This window comes from Nocardia sp. NPDC102475, from assembly GCF_055584605.1.
The window spans coordinates 205630-229744 of the sequence record NZ_JBVJLS010000012.1 but is presented as its reverse complement, the minus strand read 5'-3'; the positions used below and the strand labels follow the sequence as shown (position 1 = coordinate 229744).

General features: G+C 65.5%; 27 protein-coding genes and 1 pseudogene. 18 read left to right on the top strand and 10 right to left on the bottom strand.

Annotated features, from left to right (window positions below; genetic code table 11):
• Positions 1 to 161 precede the first annotated feature (161 nt).
• Positions 162 to 725 carry a hypothetical protein gene (locus tag ACZ60G_RS22910; protein ID WP_465812061.1) on the bottom strand — a complete coding sequence of 188 codons (564 nt, stop codon included), beginning with the start codon at positions 723 to 725 and terminating at the stop codon, positions 162 to 164.
• 1019 nt (positions 726 to 1744) lie between these two features.
• Positions 1745 to 1873, bottom strand: a complete 129-nt coding sequence (locus tag ACZ60G_RS22905; protein ID WP_465812059.1) for a hypothetical protein — start codon at positions 1871 to 1873, stop codon at positions 1745 to 1747.
• Positions 1874 to 1957: 84 nt separating this feature from the next.
• Between ACZ60G_RS22905 and ACZ60G_RS22900 the strand changes: the two are divergent.
• A pseudogene (locus tag ACZ60G_RS22900) lies at positions 1958 to 2053 on the top strand (transcriptional regulator); the annotation flags it as partial.
• Between the two features lie 35 nt (positions 2054 to 2088).
• Here the strand turns inward: ACZ60G_RS22900 and ACZ60G_RS22895 are convergent.
• Complete coding sequence (locus tag ACZ60G_RS22895; RefSeq protein ID WP_465812058.1) at positions 2089 to 2907, bottom strand: TetR/AcrR family transcriptional regulator; 819 nt, start codon at positions 2905 to 2907, stop codon at positions 2089 to 2091.
• A 250-nt stretch (positions 2908 to 3157) separates the two neighbouring features.
• On the opposite strand from ACZ60G_RS22895, the gene ACZ60G_RS22890 reads away from it, so the two are divergent.
• Complete coding sequence (locus ACZ60G_RS22890) at positions 3158 to 3772, top strand: GNAT family N-acetyltransferase (protein ID WP_465812056.1); 615 nt, start codon at positions 3158 to 3160, stop codon at positions 3770 to 3772.
• A 312-nt stretch (positions 3773 to 4084) separates the two neighbouring features.
• On the opposite strand, the gene ACZ60G_RS22885 is transcribed toward ACZ60G_RS22890, so the two are convergent.
• On the bottom strand, positions 4085 to 4807 hold the full coding sequence (locus ACZ60G_RS22885; RefSeq protein ID WP_465812054.1) for a TetR/AcrR family transcriptional regulator: 723 nt from the start codon (positions 4805 to 4807) through the stop codon (positions 4085 to 4087).
• An 87-nt stretch (positions 4808 to 4894) separates the two neighbouring features.
• Between ACZ60G_RS22885 and ACZ60G_RS22880 the strand changes: the two genes are divergently transcribed.
• Positions 4895 to 6007, top strand: a complete 1113-nt coding sequence (locus ACZ60G_RS22880) for an FAD-dependent oxidoreductase (RefSeq protein ID WP_465812052.1) — start codon at positions 4895 to 4897, stop codon at positions 6005 to 6007.
• A 289-nt stretch (positions 6008 to 6296) separates the two neighbouring features.
• Here the strand turns inward: ACZ60G_RS22880 and ACZ60G_RS22875 are convergent, their stop codons facing one another.
• The gene (locus tag ACZ60G_RS22875) at positions 6297 to 6614 is read right to left on the bottom strand and encodes a DUF222 domain-containing protein (RefSeq protein ID WP_465812050.1); all 318 of its coding nucleotides are present in this window, start codon (positions 6612 to 6614) and stop codon (positions 6297 to 6299) included.
• A 442-nt stretch (positions 6615 to 7056) separates the two neighbouring features.
• Entirely contained in the window at positions 7057 to 8211 is a 1155-nt protein-coding gene (locus ACZ60G_RS22870; protein WP_465812049.1) for a hypothetical protein, read from the bottom strand.
• 387 nt (positions 8212 to 8598) lie between these two features.
• Between ACZ60G_RS22870 and ACZ60G_RS22865 the strand changes: the two genes are divergently transcribed.
• From ACZ60G_RS22865 to ACZ60G_RS22850, 4 genes are all read left to right on the top strand, one after another.
• The gene (locus tag ACZ60G_RS22865) at positions 8599 to 9966 is read left to right on the top strand and encodes a serine hydrolase domain-containing protein (RefSeq protein WP_465812047.1); all 1368 of its coding nucleotides are present in this window, start codon (positions 8599 to 8601) and stop codon (positions 9964 to 9966) included.
• Positions 9967 to 10009: 43 nt separating this feature from the next.
• Positions 10010 to 10741: a MerR family transcriptional regulator gene (locus ACZ60G_RS22860; protein ID WP_465812045.1), complete on the top strand. Its 732-nt coding sequence runs from the start codon at positions 10010 to 10012 to the stop codon at positions 10739 to 10741.
• A 359-nt stretch (positions 10742 to 11100) separates the two neighbouring features.
• Positions 11101 to 11934 (top strand): class I SAM-dependent methyltransferase, encoded by an 834-nt coding sequence (locus ACZ60G_RS22855; protein ID WP_465812043.1) that lies wholly within the window; start codon positions 11101 to 11103, stop codon positions 11932 to 11934.
• A 31-nt stretch (positions 11935 to 11965) separates the two neighbouring features.
• A complete protein-coding gene (locus ACZ60G_RS22850; protein WP_465812041.1) occupies positions 11966 to 12388 on the top strand; it encodes an NUDIX domain-containing protein in 423 nt (140 codons plus the stop codon).
• Positions 12389 to 12797: 409 nt separating this feature from the next.
• On the opposite strand, the gene ACZ60G_RS22845 is transcribed toward ACZ60G_RS22850, so the two are convergent.
• Positions 12798 to 13286: a MarR family winged helix-turn-helix transcriptional regulator gene (locus tag ACZ60G_RS22845; protein WP_465812039.1), complete on the bottom strand. Its 489-nt coding sequence runs from the start codon at positions 13284 to 13286 to the stop codon at positions 12798 to 12800.
• 78 nt (positions 13287 to 13364) lie between these two features.
• Between ACZ60G_RS22845 and ACZ60G_RS22840 the strand changes: the two genes are divergently transcribed.
• The 7 genes from ACZ60G_RS22840 (at position 13365) to ACZ60G_RS22810 (ending at position 18191) form a co-directional block, all read left to right on the top strand.
• On the top strand, positions 13365 to 13724 hold the full coding sequence (locus ACZ60G_RS22840; protein ID WP_465812037.1) for an antibiotic biosynthesis monooxygenase family protein: 360 nt from the start codon (positions 13365 to 13367) through the stop codon (positions 13722 to 13724).
• Positions 13725 to 14033: 309 nt separating this feature from the next.
• Positions 14034 to 14459: a DUF4267 domain-containing protein gene (locus tag ACZ60G_RS22835; RefSeq protein WP_465812036.1), complete on the top strand. Its 426-nt coding sequence runs from the start codon at positions 14034 to 14036 to the stop codon at positions 14457 to 14459.
• 48 nt (positions 14460 to 14507) lie between these two features.
• A complete protein-coding gene (locus tag ACZ60G_RS22830; protein WP_465812035.1) occupies positions 14508 to 14933 on the top strand; it encodes a DUF2871 domain-containing protein in 426 nt (141 codons plus the stop codon).
• Between the two features lie 66 nt (positions 14934 to 14999).
• Entirely contained in the window at positions 15000 to 15566 is a 567-nt protein-coding gene (locus tag ACZ60G_RS22825; RefSeq protein WP_465812034.1) for a hypothetical protein, read from the top strand.
• A gap of 1200 nt (positions 15567 to 16766) precedes the next feature.
• Positions 16767 to 17204 carry a DoxX family protein gene (locus ACZ60G_RS22820; protein ID WP_465812033.1) on the top strand — a complete coding sequence of 146 codons (438 nt, stop codon included), beginning with the start codon at positions 16767 to 16769 and terminating at the stop codon, positions 17202 to 17204.
• 439 nt (positions 17205 to 17643) lie between these two features.
• Positions 17644 to 17901, top strand: coding sequence for a YbaB/EbfC family nucleoid-associated protein (locus ACZ60G_RS22815; RefSeq protein WP_465812032.1), 258 nt, complete (start codon positions 17644 to 17646; stop codon positions 17899 to 17901).
• Positions 17898 to 18191, top strand: coding sequence for a type VII secretion target (locus ACZ60G_RS22810; RefSeq protein WP_465812031.1), 294 nt, complete (start codon positions 17898 to 17900; stop codon positions 18189 to 18191). The genes ACZ60G_RS22815 and ACZ60G_RS22810 overlap by 4 nt, the downstream gene beginning before the upstream one ends.
• Here the strand turns inward: ACZ60G_RS22810 and ACZ60G_RS22805 are convergent.
• Positions 18188 to 18769, bottom strand: coding sequence for a hypothetical protein (locus ACZ60G_RS22805; protein WP_465812030.1), 582 nt, complete (start codon positions 18767 to 18769; stop codon positions 18188 to 18190). The two genes, ACZ60G_RS22810 and ACZ60G_RS22805, sit on opposite strands and share 4 nt — an antisense overlap.
• Here ACZ60G_RS22805 and ACZ60G_RS22800 point away from each other — a divergent pair.
• Positions 18747 to 19412: a DUF6973 domain-containing protein gene (locus tag ACZ60G_RS22800; protein ID WP_465812029.1), complete on the top strand. Its 666-nt coding sequence runs from the start codon at positions 18747 to 18749 to the stop codon at positions 19410 to 19412. The genes ACZ60G_RS22805 and ACZ60G_RS22800 overlap by 23 nt on opposite strands.
• Positions 19413 to 19419: 7 nt before the next feature.
• On the top strand, positions 19420 to 19974 hold the full coding sequence (locus ACZ60G_RS22795; RefSeq protein ID WP_465812028.1) for a hypothetical protein: 555 nt from the start codon (positions 19420 to 19422) through the stop codon (positions 19972 to 19974).
• 485 nt (positions 19975 to 20459) lie between these two features.
• On the opposite strand, the gene ACZ60G_RS22790 is transcribed toward ACZ60G_RS22795, so the two are convergent.
• Positions 20460 to 21299, bottom strand: a complete 840-nt coding sequence (locus ACZ60G_RS22790; protein ID WP_465812027.1) for a dienelactone hydrolase family protein — start codon at positions 21297 to 21299, stop codon at positions 20460 to 20462.
• A 74-nt stretch (positions 21300 to 21373) separates the two neighbouring features.
• On the opposite strand from ACZ60G_RS22790, the gene ACZ60G_RS22785 reads away from it, so the two are divergent.
• Positions 21374 to 22399, top strand: a complete 1026-nt coding sequence (locus ACZ60G_RS22785) for a GlxA family transcriptional regulator (RefSeq protein WP_465812026.1) — start codon at positions 21374 to 21376, stop codon at positions 22397 to 22399.
• Positions 22400 to 22734: 335 nt separating this feature from the next.
• Here ACZ60G_RS22785 and ACZ60G_RS22780 read toward each other — a convergent pair whose 3' ends face one another.
• A complete protein-coding gene (locus ACZ60G_RS22780; RefSeq protein WP_465812025.1) occupies positions 22735 to 23046 on the bottom strand; it encodes an EthD family reductase in 312 nt (103 codons plus the stop codon).
• Between the two features lie 150 nt (positions 23047 to 23196).
• Between ACZ60G_RS22780 and ACZ60G_RS22775 the strand changes: the two genes are divergently transcribed.
• Entirely contained in the window at positions 23197 to 24099 is a 903-nt protein-coding gene (locus ACZ60G_RS22775; protein WP_465812024.1) for a LysR family transcriptional regulator, read from the top strand.
• The last annotated feature ends 16 nt before the right edge of the window (positions 24100 to 24115 follow it).

Here is a 24115-nt window from a genome sequence, read left to right as displayed (position 1 = left end):
GTGCACCACCTCGTCGAGCACATCAGGTGGGATAGTCAGGAGCATGCGACCGCAGCTTGCCCTCGGCCGTGAGTCGGGAAATTCTGGTCCGGGGGGATTCAGCTTGTGGCCGGGCCGTGATCGCTGCGAGCTCTCCCGATTCGTCGTGCCCAACAGGTGCATCAGCTTCTGCGCGTCGCATCCACTACACACCCGTCCACGGCTAGCACCCGCTCGTCTCCCGGCGAAATACTCAGCGGTGACGACGAGGCTTTCGGGAATTGCGAGTTGATCCGTGCGCCACCGGTGGAGGCGAACACGATGTGGTCGCGCAGGATCCACACGTCCGAACGCTCTTGCATCTGTCCAGATGCGTCGACGGTCGTCGCGCCGAAGAACGTGAGACGACCGTCAATGATCACCGTGGCATTGGTGAGCCGGTAGCCATCCATGGTCAGGCCCGCCTGCACCTGCGCGACGACATTTTCCGACGCCGGCACACATCGCGGATCCGACAGGGAAACCGGCGCAGCGGCCGGTGTGGTTTGCTCAGCGGTAGGCGCTGAGCTGCTCGTTGTAGTCGCCGCAGTCGATCCCGACTCTTCCGCACCCAGGCCGAGCGCCTTTGAGATGAGCACGACGACGACTATCAGTGCGAACACACTGACAACGCTGGTGATCAGGGCGCGTACCACAGCCTTGGATTGCCCGCGTATGCCAAGGCGTTCATCTGGTTCGATGGGCATGGGAATACCTCTGTGAGATTGACGGATTGAGACTGCGCCGCGAGCACCTACTGCCCCTGCGCACGAGGCGGGGAAGCATCCTGTTCACGGCACGCCATGGCAACGTTAGCGCTATAGGAACCCGAGTAGCTCGCTGATCTTCACTCATGAAATCGTTCCACGACGCGACCAGCAATGAAGCGCTACAACAAGTTCGGCTGGCGTGTGGTCCTGCCTGCTCGTAGTGCCGGGGGAATGTGCTCGAACGTCCGCGACGGAAGTCGGGAGGGCTGTACTGATTCATCGAATCCGCGACCTACCGGTCGCGTGACCCTGGCGGTGGATCGCCTGCATTATGTTCATGGGCGCCTCGGTCGCCGACACGAACTGTCGCATGTGCCGCTACCTCGACCATCGCCTCGCGAACCCCAAGCCGGTGCGGGCCGGATGTCGAGCCGCCGCAGGCACGTTGCTGGTCGGGGATGAACTGGAACTCGTTGCGGGCAAGCGGGGCGCGACGAAACTCGGGTTTGGTTTGATGCCGCGCGGGCGAGGCGTGCCCAGACCGCAGCGTGACGCTGCGCCTACACGCGTGTCCACCGAGTACAAGGCATTCGCGGGCATCGTTGCAGACGGTCGAATCTGGCAGCGGCACAACCGAAGCCGGACAGCATAGTGGGTCATCGACGGTGCAGATGATCAGTTCTCGGCCACTGAGACTGCCACCGAACATGCTCGTGCACATCGGAATCGACCCGGTCGCGCCGCTCCGTGCGGCCACGTGGATCCAGAGCCGCGGCTGCGATACCAAGCAACACCAGCACGACGATGACGCCCACGATAGATCCGCCGATCAACAACAACAGTTCCCTATTCCCTTGACAGGTGCGCGGCGCGAATACCGCCACCAGTGATCTGATAGTCCTTGCGGCACAAATACTTCCATGCCATACCTCCACACACCGGCCCCGCCCGTGTCGTTTGCCACCGTTGTGGGTTCTGACGCAGCGTGATCACCTCGGGGCGCTGGATTTCCGTGTTCAAAGGTCGAGATGATCGTGGCCGTGTTCGGGGTTGACGGCGTCGGGAAAGTGCAGGCGTCTCCCGCGGGAATCGCCCAGCAGGACGCCGCTGTGCTTGACCAGCAGTCGTAGCCCGTTGCTCAACACGATCTCGGTGTCGTGCTCGCTGCCACCGCCCGGCGTGATCGAGCTGCAGAGTGTCTACTGAGGTTACCTACAAACCGCATCGCGATGCTGCGCGCCGAGCGTGGCATCTCGCGGCGAGAGCTGTCCGAGGCACTCGGGGTGCACTACCAGACGGTCGGGTACCTGCAGGGCGGTGAGCGTAGCCCGAGCTTGCAGCTGGCGTTGCGGATCGCGGCCTACTTCGAGGTGCCGGTGGAGGTCATTTTCTCCACCGCGCCCTTTCCGCGTTTGGGCTCCGGGGCCGAATCCGCTCGAGCGTCAGCGGGTTCGGGTAGGCCGAAGCGGGCCGCGATCCCATCGAGGAGCAGGGCCAGGGCGGATTCGAAGAGATCGTCGAATTCGAGTGCGAGCCCGGCTGATTCGGGGCCGGGCGCTGCTGTGGCGGCGCGTTGCGACGTAGTGCTGATGCCGGTCCCGTTCCGCTGACCAGTGAAGTCGGTCAGCTCGTGCAGGATCGGATAGCTGTCCGGCGTCACCAATTCCGTTATCGCGCGCCAGGTTTCCTCCGAAGGTTCCAGCACGGTGCGCTCGGTTCGCCGCTCCTCCGACAGGGGCAGCATCGCCAGTCCCTGCACCAAGCCGGACACCGAGAGGTAGGTCGACAGCACGGCCTCGCGTGGCACGCCGGGCTGATTCAGCGCGGCGAAAGTGCGTTCCAGGATGTCGAGCAGGGCCGGGCCGACCGGCGGGCGGGTGCGCGCCAGCGTGGGCAGCATCCATGGATGCCTGTGGTACAGCTGCCATTCCTGGCGCGCCTCGTACCCGATCCGGTCCCGCCAGTGCGTCAATTCCGCGGGTGGGTTGGGTATTTCGGCGAGCACCAGGTCGACCATCGCGGTGAGCAGCGCGGTCCGATCGGAGAAGTGGCGATAGAGCCCGGTGGTGGCAATGCCCATCTCGGTGGCGAGGCGCCGGACGGAGAGCCCGTCCATCCCCGCCCGGTCGGCCAGCTCCACCGCCCCCCGGACAATGCCCACCGTGGTGAGCTCGGTCACGGGGCGACGTCGCGGGGCGGCGGGGAGTTCGGCCCGGCGAGCCCGGTACGCCCTGGCCTGACAGGAGCGGGAACAGTACCGCCGCCTACGGCCCTTGGCGGCTTGGGCGATCGCGCCGCCACAATTCGCACAGAGCATGTTCTGATCCCTTTTTCATCACACTCCGGAAGTGTGACGAAATAATAGCAATTCCTGGTTTTCCATCTACTTTTGCCAGTACACACAGTGTTCCGAATTCAGGAGGTACGCCATGACCGACGGCCAGTGGGTGCGCCGAGCAGAGCTGTCCGAAGTCGCCGCGGTAGCGACCGCTTTCGCCGAAGCCAGCCGGGATGAGGCGGTCTCCGCCTGGGTGACGGACGGGCACCCGGAGATCATGACGGCCTTCGAAAAGGACTATGCGCCCATTCTGATCGAGGAGACCATCGGCCGGGACGAAGTGTGGATCGCGGGCACCGGTAGCGACATTCGCGCGGTTTCGCTGTGGCAGCAGGTGGATTCGATCGAGCGGTACCAGGAAGAGGCGGCGCAGGCCAGGACCAGGGCCGAGGGCAGCGACCTGCGACCGCTGCACCGGATGTCGGCGGTCACCGCCCTGCTCGCCGAACACCATCCGCGGGAGTTCCCGCACCGCTACCTCTACGCCATTGCCACCGTGCCGCAGTGGCGCGGGCACGGCGCGGGTGCGGCCATCATCGGCAGTAAGCTGAAAGAGGCAGCAGCGCAGGGTCTTCCGGTCTATCTGGAGGCCAGTACGGTTCGCTCGTCGCAGCTCTACGAGCGCCTCGGCTTCGCCCGCACGGGTGCGGCGCTCCCGCTCCCCGATGGCGGCCCCACCCTGTGGCCGATGTGGTTTCGCGGCTGAGCCCCGCACCGAAATCAGCGCAATGAAGCGCATTGCGCACCATCGCCCATCGGCGATCCCGAGAGATGTGTCGAACCTGCCCGAGGCGCCGCAATAATGGAGGGGCCGGTGCTGGCGCGAATTGACTTGGGGATTAGTTGCCGTAAGGGCGTCGGGCATGAGTGGCATGGTCATCGAGGTTCGGATGCCGGGTCGTCTTGTTCTTGGCGGAGGTCGACTCGATGTGGCGTGCCCACGGCGTCGCGGTGAAGTAGTGCGTTCAGGGGCGTCGATGATCCTCCCTGGACTGGCAGGAATAGGCGGCCCGACGCGTCAGGCCGACGGGCAGAGGTTGTCCAGGATCAGCGCGAGGGTGAATGCGAAGCGGTCGGGTCCGGTGCCGGAGGTGAGCTCGGAGGCATAGCGCCGGGTCTGAGGGAAGGTGTCGGCGGGGAGGGATGTGAACCGGCGCACCAGCTCCTCGCGGCTGACGACCCACTCCTGATCCGGGTGTTTGCGCCGCTGCTGGACCAGCGATTGCTCCAGGGCGTAGGCGCTGACGTAGAGGGAGATCGCGTCCAATGCCCATGCGGCGGTGCGGGGTTCGACTCCGCCCGCGATCGCGATCGCGAACAATCCCTCCCGGACTCGCAGTGCCTCGAGATTGGTGGGGACCATGGCCAGTGCGGCGCGCGAGATTCCGGGGTATCTCAGGTATTGGTCGCGGATCTGGCTGAACACGTCGAGGAGCTGACCGCGCCATTCGGCCGGATCCGGTTCGGGCAGCACGATTTCGGCGCTGAGCCTGCCGACCAGTAGATCGTCGATATCGTCCTTGTTGACGATGTGCGCATACAGCGATGAAGGCCCGGTGCCGAGCACCGCGGCGACCCGGCGGATGGTCAGCGCGTCGTACCCCTCGGTGGCGACGACCTCCAGTGCCGCATCGGTGATCCGAGTGACCGTGATGGGTTCCTTGCGGGGCGAGGATGCCGTGGTGTCGTCGGCGGATCGGGCGTGACGAGCCGCTCGGCGCTGGCGGGGAGCTGCGGGCATGCCAGCCACTATAGCTTGACACGAACTTAGTTCGCCAAGTAGAACAATGTTCGTAAATATAGAACTTAGTTCGTACGGAGGTGCGTGATGCGAGTTTCCGTTATCGGAGCCGGTCTCGGCGGCCTGTGCCTGGCACAGGGCCTGCGCGGAGCCGGGATCGAAACCCAGGTGTTCGAGCGGGATCCGGCGACCACCGCACGGTTCCAGGGCTACCGGCTTGTGCTGAACCCGGTGGGCTTCGACGCGCTGCGCGGCTGCCTGCCGCGGCGCTGGCACCCGCTGCTGGACGCCGTCGTCGGCGACGCCTACGGCGAGCGCCTGATCCTGGACCCGCAGCTCAACCAGATCGGTCAGCTCGAACCCGGCCGCAACGCCATCGTGGTCGACCGCGACATGCTGCGCCACCTGCTGCTCACCGGCCTGACCGTGCACACCGGCGCCGCACTGACCGGCTACGACCTGCTGGCCGACGGCCAGGTCGAAGCCCGGTTCGCCGATCGAGACCCGGCCACTGCGAACCTGCTCGTCGGCGCCGACGGCGTCAACTCCGCCGTCCGATCAGTCCTGTCCCCGCAGACCACCCCGACCGACACCGGCGTCCGGTTCGTCATCGGCCGCACTCCGCTGACCGAGCAGTTCACCAGCCTGTCCCGAGCCTTCGGCTCGAAGATCGCCGGAGACGGAGTGAGTCTCCTGCTCGGCGCGATGCGTTTCCGCACCCCACCGAAGGAAGCCGCCGAAGCGCTGGCCCCCGAAGTGACCCTGCCCGACATCCACGACTACGTGCGCTGGGCCATGATCCTGCCCCCGAACGGCTCGCTCGGCACCGAAACCCCGCAGGAGGCCGTGCTGTCCAGAATGCCCGGCTGGCACCCAGACCTGCGCGCACTGATCGAACAGTCCAACCCCGACAACAGCACCCTGCTCTCCATCCGAGTAGTCGAACCCGGCCAACGCTGGACCCCCGGTCCAGTCACCCTGCTCGGCGACGCCATCCACGCCACATCACCGACCGGCGGCAACGGCGCCAACACCGCCCTGCGCGACGCCGACCTCCTCCGCCGCACCCTCACCCAGGCCCCCACCCTCCTCGACGCAGTCGACAACTACGAACGCCAAATGCTCGACTACGGCACCGAAGCCGTCCGCCTCAGCCTCGCCGCCCTCCCCGCCTACACCCCGCAGACGAAACAGCCCTGACCCTCGGCTCGACGAAGATCACCAAACCCGCACCCACTCGGTCGGGACTGCTCCGCGACGAGGCCGCGAAACCGATGTCTCGTACGCTCAGTGCACGCACGTTGGCTGAGATGACTCGCCGCGTTGACCTTTGGCCGTCCAGCGGCAGTTCGAGCCGCGCCTCGAGCTCGAACAGAAACCGCTACCTCATCGGCTGCGGCGGCCGGCCGCCCCCGTCCCAGCTGAACCGGGTTCAACGAATCGGGCCGGAAACACCGTTAGATCCACCGTCCCGCACCCAGGCTCGGCCTCAACTTGCCGCCGTCAGTGCCCTCCACGCCTTTCTGGAACGCGAGCGGGCTTGCGGAGCGGTGTATTCGATTCGCCGACGAGCCTCGGAGGCACTGATCCGCAGCAGATCACTCAATAGCTCCGCTGTGTCCCGGTAGCCGGTGTCGGCGGCGAGACCGCGGCGCTCGGCCTCGGCGACGGCCGCGACCATAGCCGCACCCAGTCGACGCCGGCGGCGTTCGGTTTCGACGAGGGTGCGCAGCAAGTCGACATCGGCCAGTTCCGACCATCTCCGTGCCGGAGCATCCGGTGCCACTGCAGTCGAATGTGTGTTCACCTCAACCAGCCTACCTCATACTCGAACATGTGTTCGATAATCGGTTTGGCTGGGTACGCCGTGTTGGCAGCACCGCGACTGAGTTTAGTGATGGCCGGGCTGGATGCTCGGGCTGTTGATGCGCGCCGTGCCGAGGTTAGGCCGAATCCGACCTCGCCGCTCACAGATCGACAGAATGCGCATCGGGAAACGATGCCAGCCAACCCATTTCGGGTAGCCGGTTGACACGCGGTAATCGGCATGAGGGTGCGTTCGGCGTCAGCGTGGGGAGTGCCGGTGCCTGGTGTCGCGTCGCAGTCCAACCTCTGGCGAGTTCCGTGGTGCTCCCGCTGCAGGCGACGCCGACAGCTTGTCACTCGTTGATCTAGTGAGTTCCGCAGCAGCGCTGGCCTTTTCGGGAGGAACGGGCTGCATACGAGTTCACGCCAGGGCGAGGGGCCACTTAGCGGTGCCCGCCGGTGTGATCGTGGGAGCAGGTGTCGGTGCAGCGGCCGTCCACAGTGGTGGCTGCCTGCCCCGCGCCGTGGCCTTCCAGGGCCGCGAACGGTCCGCACCGATTGGCCGTGATCCAGACATGGACCATCGGATTCCCCGCGCCGGGGTTGATCGAGTTGGGCGGGCAGGCGCCCTGGGCGTCGGTGACACCGGCGACCTGAGGACCGTCGGCGCCGCTCTTCCAGCAGAGGTTGTCGTGGACGTGCCACTGCATCAGGGGCCCGCCGTAGTCCACCAGCTCGGTGTCGTCGATCTTCTTGCCCTTGGCGATGTACATCGCCGAGACCAGGGTCCGATCGGCGCCGTCGACCCGGTAAACCAGGGACTCTGGGTGGGTGGCGTCGAGGAATCGGTCGTCGCGGATGTAGCCGGTGTTGATGTAATGCTCGTAACCGGTGGCCGAGTCACCGATGGAGCGAAAGCCCAGTGCGCCGATGGAACTGACGTCGGCGAACGCAGGCAGCTGGTCGAGGGTACTGCGAATCAGGGCGGTCGCGCGCCGCTCCTGCGCGGCGGTCACGCCCGGCACGCCGGACACATCGACCGGGGTCGCCGGATCCCACGGCCGCGGCCATGCGGTGCCGGTCCCATGGTCGGTGTGGTCGCCACCGGCATCGGTATGGGCGCCGGCGTCGTGGCTGTGCACGTGTCCGGCGCCGCCGAGCATCGCCGCGACGGCGAGGGCACCGGCCAGACCCGCGGCGGTCGCGGTCGGTGCCGTGGGCAGTGTCGCCCTGGGGCGCGCCAGGGCGACGGTTGCACCGGCGATCGCGAGCAGCCCCAGCGCCGCGCACGTGCTGTCGAGGAACTGCGGCGCCTCCGCCGCATCGAGGCCATCGGGCCATGGCAGCCCCGCGAACCGGGTGTACCCCCAGATCACCATCGCGACGAGGTTCACCCCGATCACCGTGACCGGCATGGCCTTTCGCGTGCTCACCGACGCCAGCAGCCCGGCCGCGCATTGTGCTGCCGCGAGCACGACCATCAGCCGGGCGAGAGTGGCATGCTCGGTATGCAGTCCCGCGGCGAACAGGTGCAACGCACCCGCCCCGACCGACGCCGCACCACCGAGCAGCAGGAATCCGTTGCGCCCACCAGTCATGTTCGATCTCCTTCGTCCGCCCTGGACGCTACTGGGCCGGGGCGGGCCTCGCTCCCATGACTTGCGAGAGATCTCTGTGGTTTTCGAGCCCTGTCACGGCGCCGGGCCGCGGTACACCGATCCCGAGACGGCGCTACCCTTCTGCGTGCGCGGTCATCGACTATGGGCGCTCACTCGTTCCAGATATAGCCAGTGCGCGACGGCGCAGGTGCAGCAGTACCCCTCTGCGCCGGTTGCGCCGACGCCGTCATCGCAGCTCAATGGTTGATTGCGCTGATCGGGTCGGTGCGCCGTGGGATCGGGGCCCGGACCGAGTGGGGACGCGACCCGAGGCGTCCGGGTCAAGGACTTGACCTTGCCCCAAGGGCAAGGCTCGAGCATCGTGGCATGAACGAGAAAACACAGCAGCAACTGATCGAATTCGTTTCCGGTGCGGCAGAGCAGCTGGGTGTGCCGGGTGTCGCCGTGGGGGTGTTGGCCGACGGGCGCGAAGGCTTCGCCTGCCATGGGGTGACGAGCATCGTCAACCCGCTGCCGGTCGATGCGGACACGATGTTCGTGGTGGGGTCGGTGAGTAAGACGTTCACCGCGACCGCGTTGATGCGGCTGGTCGCCCACGGCCGGGTGGAGTTGGATGCGCCTGTACGCCGCTATGTTCCGGAATTCGCCACTGCGGATGAAATCACCGTGTTGCAGCTGCTCAACCACACGGCTGGGCTGGAATGGAAGCTCGGCGTCGATCCCGGCGAAGGCGACGATGCGCTGGCGCGGCACGCGGCCGAGCTCGCGGCCACGCCGCTGATCGCGGAGCCGGGAGGTCGAGCGTCCTACAGTCAGGCGGGGTTCAACCTGGCCGGACGCATCGTCGAGAACGTCACCGGGCTTACCTTCGAGCAAGCCGTCTCCTCGCTGTTGTTCGAGCCGATCGGGCTGGCACACAGCTGCTACGCGGTCAACGATGTGATGACTCGGCGGTTCGCGGTCGGCCACAACGCCGACGCCGACGGCAAGTTCACGGTGGCCCGGCAGTGGAAGGACAACCGCTCCAACAACCCCGGCGGCGGTGTGGCGACCTCGGTGAGTGATCTGCTGCGGTGGGCGAGGTTCCATCTCGGTGACGGCCGCACCGAGTCCGGTGAGCACCTGCTGCCCACCGAAGAGCTGCATCGGATGCGCAACCAGACCGTGGAACTGCGCGGGACCACCTTGGGGGATGCGTTCGGGATCTGCTGGTTCCTGCGCGACATCGACGGTGTCGCGACCATCGGGCACGGCGGATCGGGCAACGGCCAGTTCGCCGACCTGCTCCTGGTGCCCGAGCACGATTTCGCTGTCACCGTGGTGTCCAATGCCGGCCCCGACGCCGGACTCGCATTCAACCGAGCCGTGGTCACCTGGGCGCTGGAACACTACCTCGGGGTGGTCGAACGCGACCCCGAACCGCTGCCCTACGACCAGGCGCGGGCAGCAGAGATCGTCGGGCACTACGAGAACGAGATGATGCGGCTCACCCTCGACAGCGACGGGACAGGACTGACGATCGCCTGCGCCATCAAACCGGAGTCCCGCGCCGCCACCGATACCGAACTGCCGCCCGACCTGCCACCGGCTACCCTCGGCCTGCTGCCCGGCGACACCGGCGACTACATCGTCACCGACGGAGGCCTGGTCGGACAGCGCGGGTTCTTCACCCGTGACCAGGACGGCGTCGTCACCGGGATCGATCTCGCCGGCCGGCTGTTCGCCCGGGCGTGAAACCAGCCGCAGGCGACCGGTGCATTGGTGAAAGGAAACGCGCATGATCACCATCGGACAGCTCGCGCGGTATGCGGGCGTGACGACCAAAGCCGTGCGCGTCTACCACGACCGCGGCCTGCTCCCCGAGCCCGAGCGAGACTCCTCCGGCTACCGCCGCTACCGCGCCGAAGACGCCGTCCAACTGGTCAAGATCAAGACACTGGCACGGGCAGGCGTCCCCCTGGCGCGAGTCAAACAACTGCTCGCCGCGAGCACCGGCGAGTTCACCGCGGCGATCAGCGAGATCGACCACCAGCTCGCCGAACGCGCCCGAGAGATCCGCCGCACCCGTGAGCAGATCGCCGAACTCGGCCGCGGCGACGGCCTGTTCGTGTCCACCGACGTCGCCGAATACCTGCACCGCCTACGGCAACTCGGCGTCAGCGAGCGTGCGGTCCAGATGGAACGCGACATCTGGATCCTGCTGCAATCGGTCGCCCCCGAGCAGGCCTCGGACTGGATCACCGACAAGCTCGACTCCATCGGCAATCCGCAATTCCAGGCCATATACCTCGACTACGACGCAGCGTTCGACTGGCCGACCGACGACCCGCGCCTGCCGGACCTGGCCGACCGCACCCAGCGGTGGCTGGCAGACCGGCGCACCAGGGCAGGCCGGACCACCCCGGAGCTGGACCCCGCACTGATTCGCCTGGTCAACGACTCGGTCGGGATCACCTCACCCGCCTGGCAACAGCTGGCACACCTCGCGCACAAGGCAGCCGCCGAATAGCACCTCTGCCTCGGCACCGGGTAGCCCGCAGATAGATGCCGCGAAGACCCCGCGACTGAAGAACCTGCCGGGTTCGAGGGCATAACTGTGCGTTGGCCGATCGGATCTCGGCCAATCAGGCTTGTCGCACCAGACAATAGGCAGCCTGCGGTCAACACTCGGCGCCGAGTAAACGGGAGCGAGCGACGGGTGCTGATCGGCCGGGGCCCGTGTTGGGGCCATCCTCGTAGACGTCCCCTGACCGCTGGGCACAGCATCAATACAGTCGTCGGCTCGTCCACACCAGCGAACACCCGTAGAAACGATCCGGCATCGGGCGGTGGCGGCCGGGCGTCGCCTCAATAGGCGGCGCCGACAATATGAGTACTGTCGCTGGCGTGAAAGACACCGGACTCGTCGGAGTGCAGAAGACGGTCAACCCCGTCCTCAGGGCCAAAGCACTCGACAACCGGTTGCTAGACCCAATCCTCGGCGACAAATACGCCGAGCAGACGATGCGCCGCCTCGACCCCGACTACGACAACCGCAGATTCGGCACCAGCCAGATGGGCCTCGCCGCCGTGGTACGCGCCAAGGCCCACGACGACTGGGCCCGAAGCTTCCTCGCCGATCACCCCGACGCAGTGGTGCTGCACCTGGGCTGCGGCCTCGACGCCCGCGTATACCGGATCGACCCACCCGCCGCCGTCGACTGGTACGACCTGGACTACCCCACCATCATCGAACTGCGACAACAATTCCTGCCACCACGCGAGCACTACACCCTGATCGGCTCCAGCGTCACCGACCTGACCTGGCTGGACCGTATCCCCCGCGACCGACCCGCGCTGATGATCGCCGAGGGACTGGTGCCCTACCTGACCGAGACCGACCTCCGGCAGCTGCTGACCAGCGTCGTCGACGCCTTCCCCACCGGCCAAATACAGTTCGACACGGTGCCGGTCTGGGCCTGGCGCACCTCGAAATGGGACCCCATCCTGCGCAAATACGACACCCAGTTCCGATGCGGCTTCAACGATCCAGCCGCGCTGGCCAATTGGCACCCGCTGCTCGAATACGTCGACGAAGCGCCGATGAACGACTCACCAGTGCTGATGGCCAAGGCACCCGCGAACATACGCCGCATGTACCGCCTCTTGAACCTGCTGCCGGGCATGAAACGGTCCACCCGCATCGTGCGGTTCCGGTTCTAATAAAAACAACCTGCGACACGAAGAGCCACCGATGAGCGCCGCCACCGAAATCATTGCCCGCGCGATCATCCGCGATAGCGGCCAGCTCCTCGTGGCACGCGAACGCGGCAAAACGTGGACCTTCCTCCCCGGCGGACATGTCGAACCCGGCGAACCCGTCGAATCCGCACTTATCCGCGAACTCGCCGAAGAACTCGGAACCGCAGGCAGGATCACCGGCTTCGTCGGTGTAATCGAGCACGGGTACACCGATCGTGGCAACGCACACCACGAACTCAATCTCATCTTCGAAACAGAACTCGACGGCACACCGATCAGCCAAGAAGACCACCTCGAATTCGACTGGCTCCCAATAGACCAGATCGACACCACAGACCTACGCCCCAGCGCTCTGAAAGCCGTCATCGCCAGCAGCACCAGATCGTTCTGGCACAGCTGGAACAACGACAAATAGCCCGGCCGCGGTCCGCAGACCCCAATCCGACAGAGACGAACCACGACATCACGCCAGCGGATGCAACACAGCGGCGGAACGAATCGAAAACCGCAACGAATCGCTCACTCCACCAAAAGCATCAATGACCGACCACGACCACTCACGCGAAATGACCTGAGCCACATCGAGGTTGTCGAGCAGGCGACAGCACTGTCCCCTAATCGAGCTGAACCGGGACAGCGAACGATACGAATTGCGCGAGACCGCCCAGGCGCAGCTCAGCGCACCACGGTCCGCCGAGTCTCGCCAACGCCGTGCGACCCACGCATGCGCGACACACTGTTCTGATATCTGACGTCACGGTCTGCCTGACATCCCAGCTGTGGTCGTTTCGAACCGCGCTCGAGGGGTGCTCAGCAGGCTGAATTCACCGTGGTTCTCGGCGGGCGCGGCGCCGTCGTTGCAGGCCGGGGTGGATTCCGGCGGGGAGGTCCGCGTGTGCGGCGATGCGATGAAGGAGCGGGAGGAGCAGGGTTCGCTCGCTGTCGTCGAGGGGTGCGAGAATTTCCGATTCCAGTGCATCGGCCTCGGATTGGACCGCCTCGAGTATTTCGCGCGCGTGATCGGTGAGGTGGACCGCGTGTGCGCGACGGTCGTCCGGATGCGGGCGCCGGGTCACCAGTGCGCGCTCCTGTAGCTCGTCGACCAGTCCGACCATCGCGTTGCGGTGAACCCGTAGCAGATCCGCGAGTTCTTGCTGGCTGCGGCCATCCGCGGCTGCCAGGTGGCCCAGGACCGCGAAGTGGGCCGGATCCAGATCCAATCGCGCCAGCTGCTCGGTGAACCGGTACGCGACGTGATGGCCGATCTGCGACAACAGAAATACCCCACGCGAGTCCAGCGGCCGGTTCACCATGACATCACATTAGCAACCCAACATGACTGCCATATAACTGGATTGACACTTAATAATACTGTCATTTAAGGTGACAATATGACAGCTCCTAACAACCCGACCGTCCCTGACACCGATGCCCCGGTCACAGTGATCAACACAATGGCCGTACCCGCGGCACAGCGGGACCTGTTCCTGCAGCGCTGGCGGGACAATGCCCAGTACATGGCGTCCGCGCCCGGCTTCCGCCGATCCCGGATGCTCCAGGCGGTCGGCGAGGCCGCCGAGGCGGTCTTCGTCAACGTCGGCGACTGGGACAGCGGCACCGCCCTGCGTAGCGCCCTCGACACTCCACGATGGCGCCAGCTGAGTCAGCGAATCCAGGACGATCTCGATCTCACCGCACGACCGATGATCTACCGTCTTGCCCTCGACATAGCACCCGGCGACGTGCTGTGACCGCCGATCGCTGATCCGGAATCTCAGCGCCCCGGCCGACTCGTACGAGACAGCAGTCGGCCGGGCATGTATTCCTCGGGGCCGGATGCCTTGCCGGACAACAGTTCACCGGGGACCGAACCGGCGTTCAACGGGTCGGGCGGCGTCCCGGAAGACGCGAACCCTGCCGAGCGCCATCCCCGTTAGCGGCGTCCGCGGCCTCGGTCCGCGTCATCTGGCACGTCATCGGGCCCCGCTACGCCCGCCCCATCTGCCGTGTCCGCGGCTGAACCCCTGCCCCGATCTGCCTGAACATCAAGGAGAAGAACCATGTCGCGCAAGAACCTCAACACCGTCCTGGCCACCGCCGTCGTCGGGTTCACCTTCTACCTCGCGTTGTCCTTCGTCCTGACCCCCGCTGCGTCGGCCCCGGGCTTCGGCCTGCCGACCTGGCCCTCTGGCGACGGCGGTGGCTTCCTCATCGTGAAAGGCTGCCGCGAACTCGCGATGGGCCTGGGCACGGGCATCCTGCTGGTGACCGGCCAGCGCCGCGCCCTGGGCTGGGTCCTGCTGATGACGGCCGTCGCCCCGCTCGGCGACATGGTCAACGTCCTGGCCCACCACGGCTCCACGGCCACCGCGTTCGGCGTCCACGGCCTGACCTCGGCGCTGATCGCGGTCACGGGCCTGCTGATCCTCCGCGAGACCAGCAAGACCCAGGAGGCCGCCGGCGCGCCCGCCGCGCAGCGCGCCTGACGTCTGCACGCCCGAACGACCGCAACATATTTCACGAACGAGGAATCGATGAAACAGCTCTACTGGGCCGCCGTCGCCTATACCGCACTGGGACTGCCGTCGGGCCTGTTCTACCGCGAACTCACCAAGGCCCACCAGTTCACCGGCAAGACCGAACTCGCCGTGGTCCACACTCACCTGCTGGCGCTGGGAACACTGTTCTTTCTGATCGTCGTGGCGCTCGAACAACAACTCACCCTGTCGAGCACCCGCGCCTACCGCTGGTTCTTCGCCGTCTACAACACCGGTGTCCTCTGGGTAGTGTCGTGCATGACCATCATCGGCAGCCGGACCGTCCTCGGATACGACGAATACAAGCCGCTGTCACACCTGGCCGGCGGCGGTCACATCCTGCTGACGATCGGATTCGTGCTGTTCTTCCTCGCCCTGCACCAGGCCATCACTACGCGCCGCGAGGAGTCGGTTCCCTCCTGACCTCCGGTATTGCATGTCCACCCGATACCACGGACCCAGTTGCTTTGCGCGGCAGAGAATCCGAGCGTGGCGCATGCCTCCAGATCTGCAATGACGAAAAGCGCAGTGTGCGTGCCCGGCGACGGCGAGGACCGCGAAGAACATCGTGCCCATGCCGTTGGGGTCGTAGATGCCGGTGAGAAGTTCGAGTTGGATGCCGCCGGTTTGGAGTTCTGCGGACAGCGCCATCAGCTCGGCGGCGTTGCCGGCCGGGCGTTTGAGTTCGTGGACGGTGAGGATGTCCGGTGTTTCGGGCAGATCGAGCGCAACTACATCCGGGAAAAGACCCTCGAAGGCCAGGTCATCGCCACCTCAAAGGGCAACCACGGAGGACGCCCCAAGGTTATCGACGACGACATACTCACCTTCGCCCTCGCCCTGAAAGACAAAGGCGTCCCCGTCTCCGACATCGCGAACAAGCTCACCATCAAGACCGGGAAGAACACGGGCAAACACCCCTCCGTCGCCTCCCTCACCGCGCACTCGAAGAAGCCGAGCAGGCCACCGCGAACGAAAACCTGCCGATCCGGGGTCCCGGGAGTAATCGCCGAAAGACGAAACACCCTGTCGCGCAGCCAAAGACGTGACGCGTAAAGGCAATACCGCACATATCTGAACCAACCGCCGCACTCGGACTGGCGAATCCGCGTCCAACACGCTTTCATTGCTATAGGGGAAGACGCGCGGATCGGCCTGTAACGAGGTCACAACTCAATGCAAACAAGCGTTTTCCGGACGCAAAGGTCACTGACCCGCGTCTGGCCAGATTCCTATCCCTCAGAATCCGCTGCAGCGCCTCCCCTATCGCTCGCCGACACCGAGAGACCGCCTTCGACCTCACACCTGCGACGGTCTCACCCGGCACCCAATCAGGTTGTCGCAGATGGATAGTCGTCCACGTGAACCATCCACCGAAGTCGGTCACGAGGTATCACCCCCACACGAGCCCACATACCCAGTCGAAGTAGGCGCGCGAGCTCTCGGCAAATCACGACGCTGGTACCTCATTCAGCTCAGAACAGGGAACCTACCGGGACACAAGGCAGGCCGGACGTGGTTCCTCACCGCCTCCGACATCACCGCCGCAATAGACCAAACCAGCAAACCAACGAAGCGGCTCCCCCGCCCGGCCGGCACACCCTCACCAGAAACGACCGACGAAGCCGACTACCCCGAACAACGACGACCACGCCGCCGACCCCGCCGACGAATTCCACCCCAGCACAACACCTGATGAGCACCCTGCCGCGCTGAAAACCGACAGCGCAGCGGGGAACCGCACGGTCTGGAGGAGACCGCCAGGTGTTGCCCTGCACCTGCCTCCAGGCCGTGCCCACCAGCAACAAAGCATCTGTCCGTTGCCAGTTGATCTGGTGTGTGGTCTCGCCGATGAGCTGCGGTACGTCAGGTATGTGCAGATTGTCGCGGTCGGTTTCTGCCGGATTGGTGACGCAACCCCGAGGTGCAGCAGGCCAGAGTCTCATTTCCAGGGAGCTAGGTCAGCAGGGTGCGGAAGGGAGTGGATCGGTGCTGGTGCTGGGATTCGAGCCACGTGACGCCGGTGACATCCGGTGACCTCATGGGCCGAGATCTCGCCGGACAATGTGCAGCTCTACGGAATCCGGCGCTGAGCCAGTACCGCAGATAACGCGGCCCCGAGCCAGTACAACCCAAACTGGTGGTTCAGCAGCGGTTCCGAAAATCTTCGCGGACAGCGATGATTCCTCCGACGGTGCTCCGTCCTATCTGTTGAACGCGCCACCAACCCGGCGCGACCGACCAGAAGGACCAGAAATGACCACCGCCAACCCCACCGCCGACTTCTCCAACGACGTCAACGACCGCCCCGGCAAGATCGGCAACCGCGTCCTGTGGACGCTGCAGATCCTGCTCGGCCTGTTCTTCATCATCGCTTCCGGCGGGCCGAAGCTCGTGATGCCCAACGCCTTGATGGACAACGCCCCCGAGAATCTGACCATCCCCCTCGGGCTGCTCATCTTCATCGGAGTTGCGGAAGTCGCCGGCGGTATCGGTCTGATGGTGCCACGGCTCAGTGCCCTGGCTGCCGCGGGTCTGTCCGTTCTCACCGTGCTCGCCGCAGCGACGCAGGCTTTCATCGCCGACAAGCCCTCGATGGGGATCTTCCCACTGGTACTCGCCGCGATCTTCGCCTGGATCGCCTACCAGCGCCGCGCCACCATCACCGATCTGCGCACCTCGCTGTCGCGATGACACATCCATAAGCACGACCGGCGATCGGTGGTCTACCCACCGATCGCCGGTCGTGCGTTCCCCGATCGATCGCCCGTCGGGTTGGCAGCGATCGATCCAGCGGCCATCTGGTCCGCGGCGCCCGGCCGGGCGCCGCACCAGGTGGCCGGCCTCGCCGACGAATTCCTCCCCAGCACAACACCCGATGAGCACCCTGCCGCGTTGAAAGCCGACAGCGCAGCAGAGAACCGCACGGTCTGGAGGAGACCGCCAGGTGTTGCCCTGCACCTGCCTCCAGGCCGTACCCACCAGCAACAAAGCATCTGTCCGTTGCCAGTTGATGAAATACGGAGTGCCGTATGGCCCTTGCCGCAACCGCGCGAAGAACCCGGCCCCAGGCAGTAGCCGAAGCCCGGTCTAGGTAGGCTCTCGGGGAGCGCCACTCGACGGGGGAACAGCGATGAATAGCGACGAGCGAATTCTCGAGATCCAGCGGATCAATGAGCGACTCGCGGCGGTGCGTGGCTCCGCGCGTTCCAGAGACGGCAGCGTGAGCATCGAGACGGATGCAGGTGGTCGGATCATCGACCTCTACATCGCCGACTATGCGATGGACAATGGCCCTCAGCACCTGGCCAATCTCATTATCGACCGTCACCGTGCCGCACTCGGCAACGCCGAAGCCGCAGCCGTGCAACTGTTCGAGGAGTCCAGGTGAACGTCGACCCCGTGAAGATGCGCGCACTCGCCACGTCCGTACGCATGAACGCGGGCAGGATCACGACGAAGACGCCGATCGCGAAGGTGAGCCGTGATCTGGCCCGGGAACGGGTGGCGGGTTCGAACCTCGCCGTCAAGGTCGAGGAATCACTGAAGGCGATGGACACCGTGCTGGCATACCACAATCGCCGCCTGAGCAGCTTTTGCGACAGCGTGGAGACTGCCGCAGGTGTCTATGAGCAGACAGATGCCGACTGGGCTGCCCAGCTCAAGCAGCTGGGGGGCTAGCGATGGCGGATGACAATTCGCTGACCATATCCAAGGTGCTCGGCTGGGATCTGCGCTATCTCGGTCAGGTCGTCGACATGATGAACGAGACCTATAAGTTCATCGAGACCGAGGCCACCGCGGCGGGAAATGCTATAGAGCAGTCCGGCGACTACTTCGACAGTTCGGCCGGTGACGCGGCACGACGACGCGGCCAGGAGGATCGCACCGACACAGTTCAGACCTCGGACGTCATCGAACAGATGGCGTCGAAGCTCAGCTCCCTGGTCTCGACCCTGGAAACCAATATTTCGACGATCCGAACCCGCAAAGCCGAAGCCGAAGAGTCGAGATGGGATCTGTTCGTCACCGAGGACGGCCACGTCAAGTCCCGCACATCGAACGCCGAAACCTACCGCGATTACGTCCCGTTCGGTGATGTCGCGGTAGTTGCGAAGGAAATCGTCACTCGGCGTCTGGACAACTTCATCTCGGCGGCCTTCACGCTCGTGCAAAGAGCGGATCAGGAAGGCGCGGAGATCTACATCAAGGAAATCGAGAAGCTGGTCCGACCGGGTGAAGCAGGGTCTCGTCGTCAAGCCGGACGATCCGCAGCTCGCGAAAATCCTCGAGGACTATCAAACCGCTGTCTCCACCGGGCTGCCGAGACTCTGGCCGGTCGGGTGGCCAGCCGACATCCTCGAGGATCACGGCATAAACGTGAGCCCTTCGCTGATGACCTCCGAAGAGATCTCGGCCATGGAGAATCTGCTGCAGAACCAGGGCGTCGACGCGGTCGCAAAAGCCTTCACCCTCCCCGACCTGGCCAGGAACGCCGCCTTGGCGGAGTATCCGGACTCGGTGGCCGATGGTCAAGGTGATGCCTATCGGCACATGTACTGGAACGCTCTCATGTCGCAACAATTCGGTGAGGACTGGGCGCAAACCTACGCCACGGCCCACGAAAAGACCGGCGGCAATACACCGCAACGTGAAGCAATGGACCTCTACAACAATGAAATCGGGCGTGCGATCGGGGCGGCCAACCCCAAAGCCACTCCGGAGGAATTGGCCGCGCTGGTCGGACAGCAGATCAAAGATGGCAAGGCAGTAGTCATTCAGACTTCGAATGCCGATGGCAGTCAGCTGCCCGCCCCGCAGATCACCTGGAGCAATCGGGTGACCGAGGCGATGACCGGATCGCCAGCTGGCGTTGGTATTCCGCTACCCGGGAGCAAGTGATCATCTGATGAAAGTCGCGGACTTGGCCCTTGCCGCCGGTTTGGTATCGGTGCTGCTGGCTGCCGGATGTGGGTCGGACGGGTCCGCTGGTAATCGGGAGGCGACGGGCAGCGACTGTCGTGCTTCGTTCGACGTGCGGTCGGGCGCATCATCGCCGAGTGGCGGTTTCACGCTTCTGACCGCCGCGAGGCATGCGGCTTCGGGTGAGGTGCCGGTCAAGATGGTGGAGATCACCCGAGCCGCCGGTCTCCAGGACGAGTGGGACACCATGGTGGTCGTTACGCCGGGCATGAAAGCCGACAAGCTGAACGAACTCGCTAATACCCCCGGAATGTGCTGGCAGAACTTGCCCGGCCCGTACAACGACGACAAGCCGACGACGGCCTACTACCTGTTTCTTCGTGGCGGGAACCCCGTGCGGGCTGCGACGTGGTGGTTCCCCACCGATGACGAACTCGACTTCCGTTGGACCAGTACGAAAGTCGTGTACCCGGACACCGTACTCACCCCGATCCACTCCCCCGGCGCCGACCCCAAACTCCGTGTGGCTCCCGCGAATTGAGCCGAATCCGCGGAGAGCGGGATAGCATCCGCGGCAAACGGAAAGGTTCCCCTGCGACCATGCGAGGTTGACCGCCCTGCGACGACCGGCACCACCGGAAGCGCATAGCAGGGGTTCGCGAACGCATTTCAGCTGGTAGATAACGGTTTGCGAGGCGGGCGGCTCGAACCCGCGATCAATGGGTTGAGATCCGGATCTTCGACCGCTCCGTCGAGCTGCTCACGGTCGCCGGATTCGGGGCGGCGCTGGTCGATGCGATCGACCGGTGGGATGTGGATCGGCCGCCGCTGTGCCCCGAGTACGGGAGATGCTGCACGCGGCGCAGGTGGCCGGTGAGCCCGGATGGTATTGCCGGAGCTGCGATTACCGCGTCCTGGCGGCTTAGCACCTGTCGCGGGAACTGACGCTGTTCGATATCGCGGCCCGTCGGCGGTTTGTGGCCTGCGATCTAATCCCTCAGGAGTACCCGCTCGGTAGACGCTATGTCACTGCTGCGGAACGCCCGCAGTCAGCCGGGCCACGAGAAAGGCGATGATCTCGTCACGGGCTGCGGCGGTCGGCTCCCCCGCGGCGTCGACCAGGTGCGCGGTGACCACACTGTGCGGGCAGCCGACGATCTGCGAGAAGAACGGCGGCGGAGTGGGATTGGCTGCCTCGGTGGGCAGCACCCGCGGCTCGAAGCGCGGGCCCAGTGCCTCGGCGTAGGCGGCGAAACGCTGCTCGGTGCAGAAGCGGTCACCCTCGAAGCGATAGGCGCGCACCACGAGATCATCGCGATCGAGCCGCTCCCGCACGGCGGCGAGCTCACCGGGCGAAATCTCCAGTCCGCCGGGCTCATCCAGTGGTAGCGACGGCTGGCACAGTACCGGCGCCAGCATCGCGGGCTCGAGCATCATGGTGAGCGCGAAATTGCCGGTGAAGCACATACCCAGCGCGCCGACGCCGAGACCGCCGCATTCGCGATGAGCCAGGGCTGCGAGCGCACGCAGCCACACCGCGATCGGGCTGGACTTGCCCGCGCCGAAGGCCCGGAATTCCGCGCTGACACAGGCTCGTTTGAAGACCTCCACACCGGCCTCGGCCTCCGGATAGGCACCGTCGCGGCCGAACAGTGACGGCAGGTAGACGGTGAGACCGGCGTCGCGCACCCAGCGGGCGAAGCGGGCCACATCGGGGCTGATGCCGGGCATTTCCGCCATGACGATGACCGCCGGTCCGATGCCGCTGACGTACACCGTGCGGGTTACTCCGTTGAGCGTGATCGACCGGGGTGCGAAATCGGCGAGGTTGTCGTCGAGAGAATCCTGTGGGGGAGATTGCTGCACACCTGAAACCCTGCCGCAGCACGTCAGCACACCGCCACTGGCGAGATCGCCACTTTTCGGTCTAATCTCGCCACATGATTACCCACCTCGCGCTCGACGGTGTGCTCGAGGGTGCGCTCGGCCTCGGCATCGACATCGTCGACACGGCGGCTGGGATCGCCGGTGACACAGCGGGCGGGCGGCTGCGGCAGCGCGTCGCATCACTCGACGGGCTGCCGGTCCGATCCAGCGGCGGGCGACTGATCAGCGTCGATGCCGAAACCCAACTCGGCTCAGCGGAGTTCGAACCTGGCGACATTCTGGTGCTGCCAGGGCCGTCCGCGTTCAGCGAAGCGCGGGTCGACGAACTGCTGATGAGCCCCCAGACCATGCGGGCCGTCGAAATCATCCGGCGCGCCGCCGAGTCCGACGCTACGGTAGCCGCGTCCTGCTCGGCCGTTTTCGTGCTAGCGGCCTCGGGGCTGCTGGCGGGCCGGGCCGCCACCACTACCTGGTGGCTGGCGCCCCTGTTCGCCCGCCGCTTCCCGGATGTCACCGTGCACGCCGATCGCATGGTGGTCGACAGCGGCGAAATACTCACCGCCGGTGCGGCTTTCGCCCACACAGATCTGCTGCTGACGCTGGTCGCCCGCCTCGGCGGCGGTGCACTGGCCGAGCAGGTGGCCCACTACCTGGTGCTCGACGCCCGCATGTCGCAGTCGCGCTACATGGTGCTCGAGCATCTACGGGCCACCGACCCGGCGCTGCGCGCGGTGCAACAGCACGTGCACGCCAATCTGCATCGGCAACTATCTCTCGACGAATTGGCCAGGGTGGCAGCGGTTTCTCCGCGCACCCTGACCCGTCGCATCCGCGACCGTCTCGGCGTCTCACCCACGGAGTACGTGCATCGCCTCCGGGTCGGGCAGGCGGCCACCCTACTCACGACCACACGCAAACCCGTCGACGTGATCGCGAGCGCGGTCGGTTACGCCGATCCGGCCGCCTTCCGGCGCATCTACCGCAGGCACACCGGCGAGACACCGACCGCCACCCGCACCCGCGCGGCCGAATCGACCTACCTCAACGTGCCAGAGAAGGGCGAAGATTCCGTGCCATGAACTGCTGAAGGTCGGTGGTCGCAGAATCCAATCTCAAATGAGGTGTCGCAAAACGATCGTTTGCCGACGCCCTCAGGCATCGACTCCGAACGCGCGGGTCGCGGCAATGTAGTGCGTTCGAGCTAGCGAGTTGGGCGTTGCTTATTCATCCTGGAAAGCGACGATGTCCTTGCCCGAGGCTGACCAGTTTGGTTGGGAAACTTCGTCTTCGCCGGCCAGGACATCGGCCCACCTTTGACGCTCTACGAAACGGCAACTGGGAACCGCGTTCCGCCGATAGCCGGGACCTGGCCGCAACGGCCGACCGAACGCGCCCCGGAGCGTACCGTCCTGCCTCAGCTGGTGCCGTCCTGCACCGGATAGTCGATGACGACCACACCGCCGGTGGCGTAGTTGACGACATCGGCGGACAGCCGCTGGCCTTGCGGCGACGACCGCGCCGCGGCCATGGCGGCGGCGTCAGCGAAGTCGGCTTCGAAGACCGCGAAATACGGCGCTTCTCCCTTGGTCACCGCCACGTCGAAGCTGTAGCGGCACGCAAGCAGGCCGGGCCAATTCATGACCAGTGGAAGGTGGTTGGTCACGTAGTAGTCGCGGAAGTGGTCAGGGTCGGCGGGCTTGGGATACAGGACTAGCAACTTATGCATGCCTGCCTCCCGGTGTGTGTGAGTGCGGTGTCCGGAACCGCGGTCGGTTGAATCGTCATATGCGCAGGTTAGGGCTTGATGTGTGGTCGGGGGAAAGACCGGGACGGGATAGACTCAGAACGGATCATTATCAATCGGCAGGGAGGGCATGTGGCGCCGGATACGGTGAGCCTGCGGTACTTTCTGGTACTGGCGCAGGAGTTGAACTTCACCCGCGCGGCCGCGCGGATCGGTATCGCGCAGCCCGCACTCAGTGCCCGGATGCGCCGATTGGAGGCGGAACTCGGCACGAGCCTGCTGGTTCGTAATACGCGTAGCGTCGTATTGACCACGGCCGGTGCGGCTTTGGCGGAGTCCGCGCCGCCCGCGCTGGCGGCGCTGGACCGGGCATGGGACACCGCCCGGAATGCGGGGGCCGGTGAACTGGGCACGCTGCGCATCGGATACAGCCTCAGCGCGGGGGCCGAGACGGCACCGGCCCTGGTGGACAGGCTCATTCGCAGCAGCCCGGGACTCGAGGTCGGCGCGGTCCCGATGGCGACACCGGAGATCTCCCCCGCGGTCGCCGACGGCCGCATCGATGCGGGGATCACCCGCGGTGAACAGCCGGGTCGTGGCGTGCGCCGGTTCCTGCTGCGGCGTTTGCGCGTCGGGGTCCAATTGGCACAGCATCATCCGCTGGCCGAACACCCGGAGATCGAGATCGCCGATGCGGCCGCGTATCCGCTGCGACTCCCCGACCGTACGGCCAACCCCGTGATCTACGATCAGCTGTCCGCACTGTTCCGCGACACCCGGCCGAACCCCCGATTCCACACGCCCCCAGTCTCTTTCGACATGTCTCAGCGCGACCTACGCGACGGGCTCACCCTCGCCCCGGCCGGTGAAGCCGCGGTCACGACACAACCGGCCGGTCTCACGTGGCGACCGCTGCGGGGCGCACCCACCTTGACGATCCACCTGGTCCTCCCGCGCGTGCAGTCACCACTACACCGCCGCATCCGCACCGTCGCCAAAACCCTGGCACACGAGCTGCACTGGCTGCCGGACTGACGCGCAGCAGGTCACG

Bases quoted from the DNA above. Each gene is read 5' to 3' on its own strand.
- ACZ60G_RS22835 (WP_465812036.1), top strand. From the start codon at position 14,034: ATGTCGCGCAAGAACCTCAACACCGTCCTGGCCACCGCCGTCGTCGGG.
- ACZ60G_RS22785 (WP_465812026.1), top strand. From the start codon at position 21,374: ATGATTACCCACCTCGCGCTCGACGGTGTGCTCGAGGGTGCGCTCGGC.
- ACZ60G_RS22830 (WP_465812035.1), top strand. From the start codon at position 14,508: ATGAAACAGCTCTACTGGGCCGCCGTCGCCTATACCGCACTGGGACTG.
- ACZ60G_RS22795 (WP_465812028.1), top strand. From the start codon at position 19,420: ATGAAAGTCGCGGACTTGGCCCTTGCCGCCGGTTTGGTATCGGTGCTG.
- ACZ60G_RS22890 (WP_465812056.1), top strand. From the start codon at position 3,158: ATGACCGACGGCCAGTGGGTGCGCCGAGCAGAGCTGTCCGAAGTCGCC.
- ACZ60G_RS22850 (WP_465812041.1), top strand. From the start codon at position 11,966: ATGAGCGCCGCCACCGAAATCATTGCCCGCGCGATCATCCGCGATAGC.
- ACZ60G_RS22815 (WP_465812032.1), top strand. From the start codon at position 17,644: ATGAATAGCGACGAGCGAATTCTCGAGATCCAGCGGATCAATGAGCGA.
- ACZ60G_RS22910 (WP_465812061.1), bottom strand. From the start codon at position 725: ATGCCCATCGAACCAGATGAACGCCTTGGCATACGCGGGCAATCCAAG.
- ACZ60G_RS22885 (WP_465812054.1), bottom strand. From the start codon at position 4,807: ATGCCCGCAGCTCCCCGCCAGCGCCGAGCGGCTCGTCACGCCCGATCC.
- ACZ60G_RS22860 (WP_465812045.1), top strand. From the start codon at position 10,010: ATGATCACCATCGGACAGCTCGCGCGGTATGCGGGCGTGACGACCAAA.
- ACZ60G_RS22870 (WP_465812049.1), bottom strand. From the start codon at position 8,211: ATGACTGGTGGGCGCAACGGATTCCTGCTGCTCGGTGGTGCGGCGTCG.
- ACZ60G_RS22865 (WP_465812047.1), top strand. From the start codon at position 8,599: ATGAACGAGAAAACACAGCAGCAACTGATCGAATTCGTTTCCGGTGCG.
- ACZ60G_RS22840 (WP_465812037.1), top strand. From the start codon at position 13,365: ATGACAGCTCCTAACAACCCGACCGTCCCTGACACCGATGCCCCGGTC.
- ACZ60G_RS22880 (WP_465812052.1), top strand. From the start codon at position 4,895: ATGCGAGTTTCCGTTATCGGAGCCGGTCTCGGCGGCCTGTGCCTGGCA.
- ACZ60G_RS22855 (WP_465812043.1), top strand. From the start codon at position 11,101: ATGAGTACTGTCGCTGGCGTGAAAGACACCGGACTCGTCGGAGTGCAG.
- ACZ60G_RS22780 (WP_465812025.1), bottom strand. From the start codon at position 23,046: ATGCATAAGTTGCTAGTCCTGTATCCCAAGCCCGCCGACCCTGACCAC.
- ACZ60G_RS22820 (WP_465812033.1), top strand. From the start codon at position 16,767: ATGACCACCGCCAACCCCACCGCCGACTTCTCCAACGACGTCAACGAC.
- ACZ60G_RS22845 (WP_465812039.1), bottom strand. From the start codon at position 13,286: ATGGTGAACCGGCCGCTGGACTCGCGTGGGGTATTTCTGTTGTCGCAG.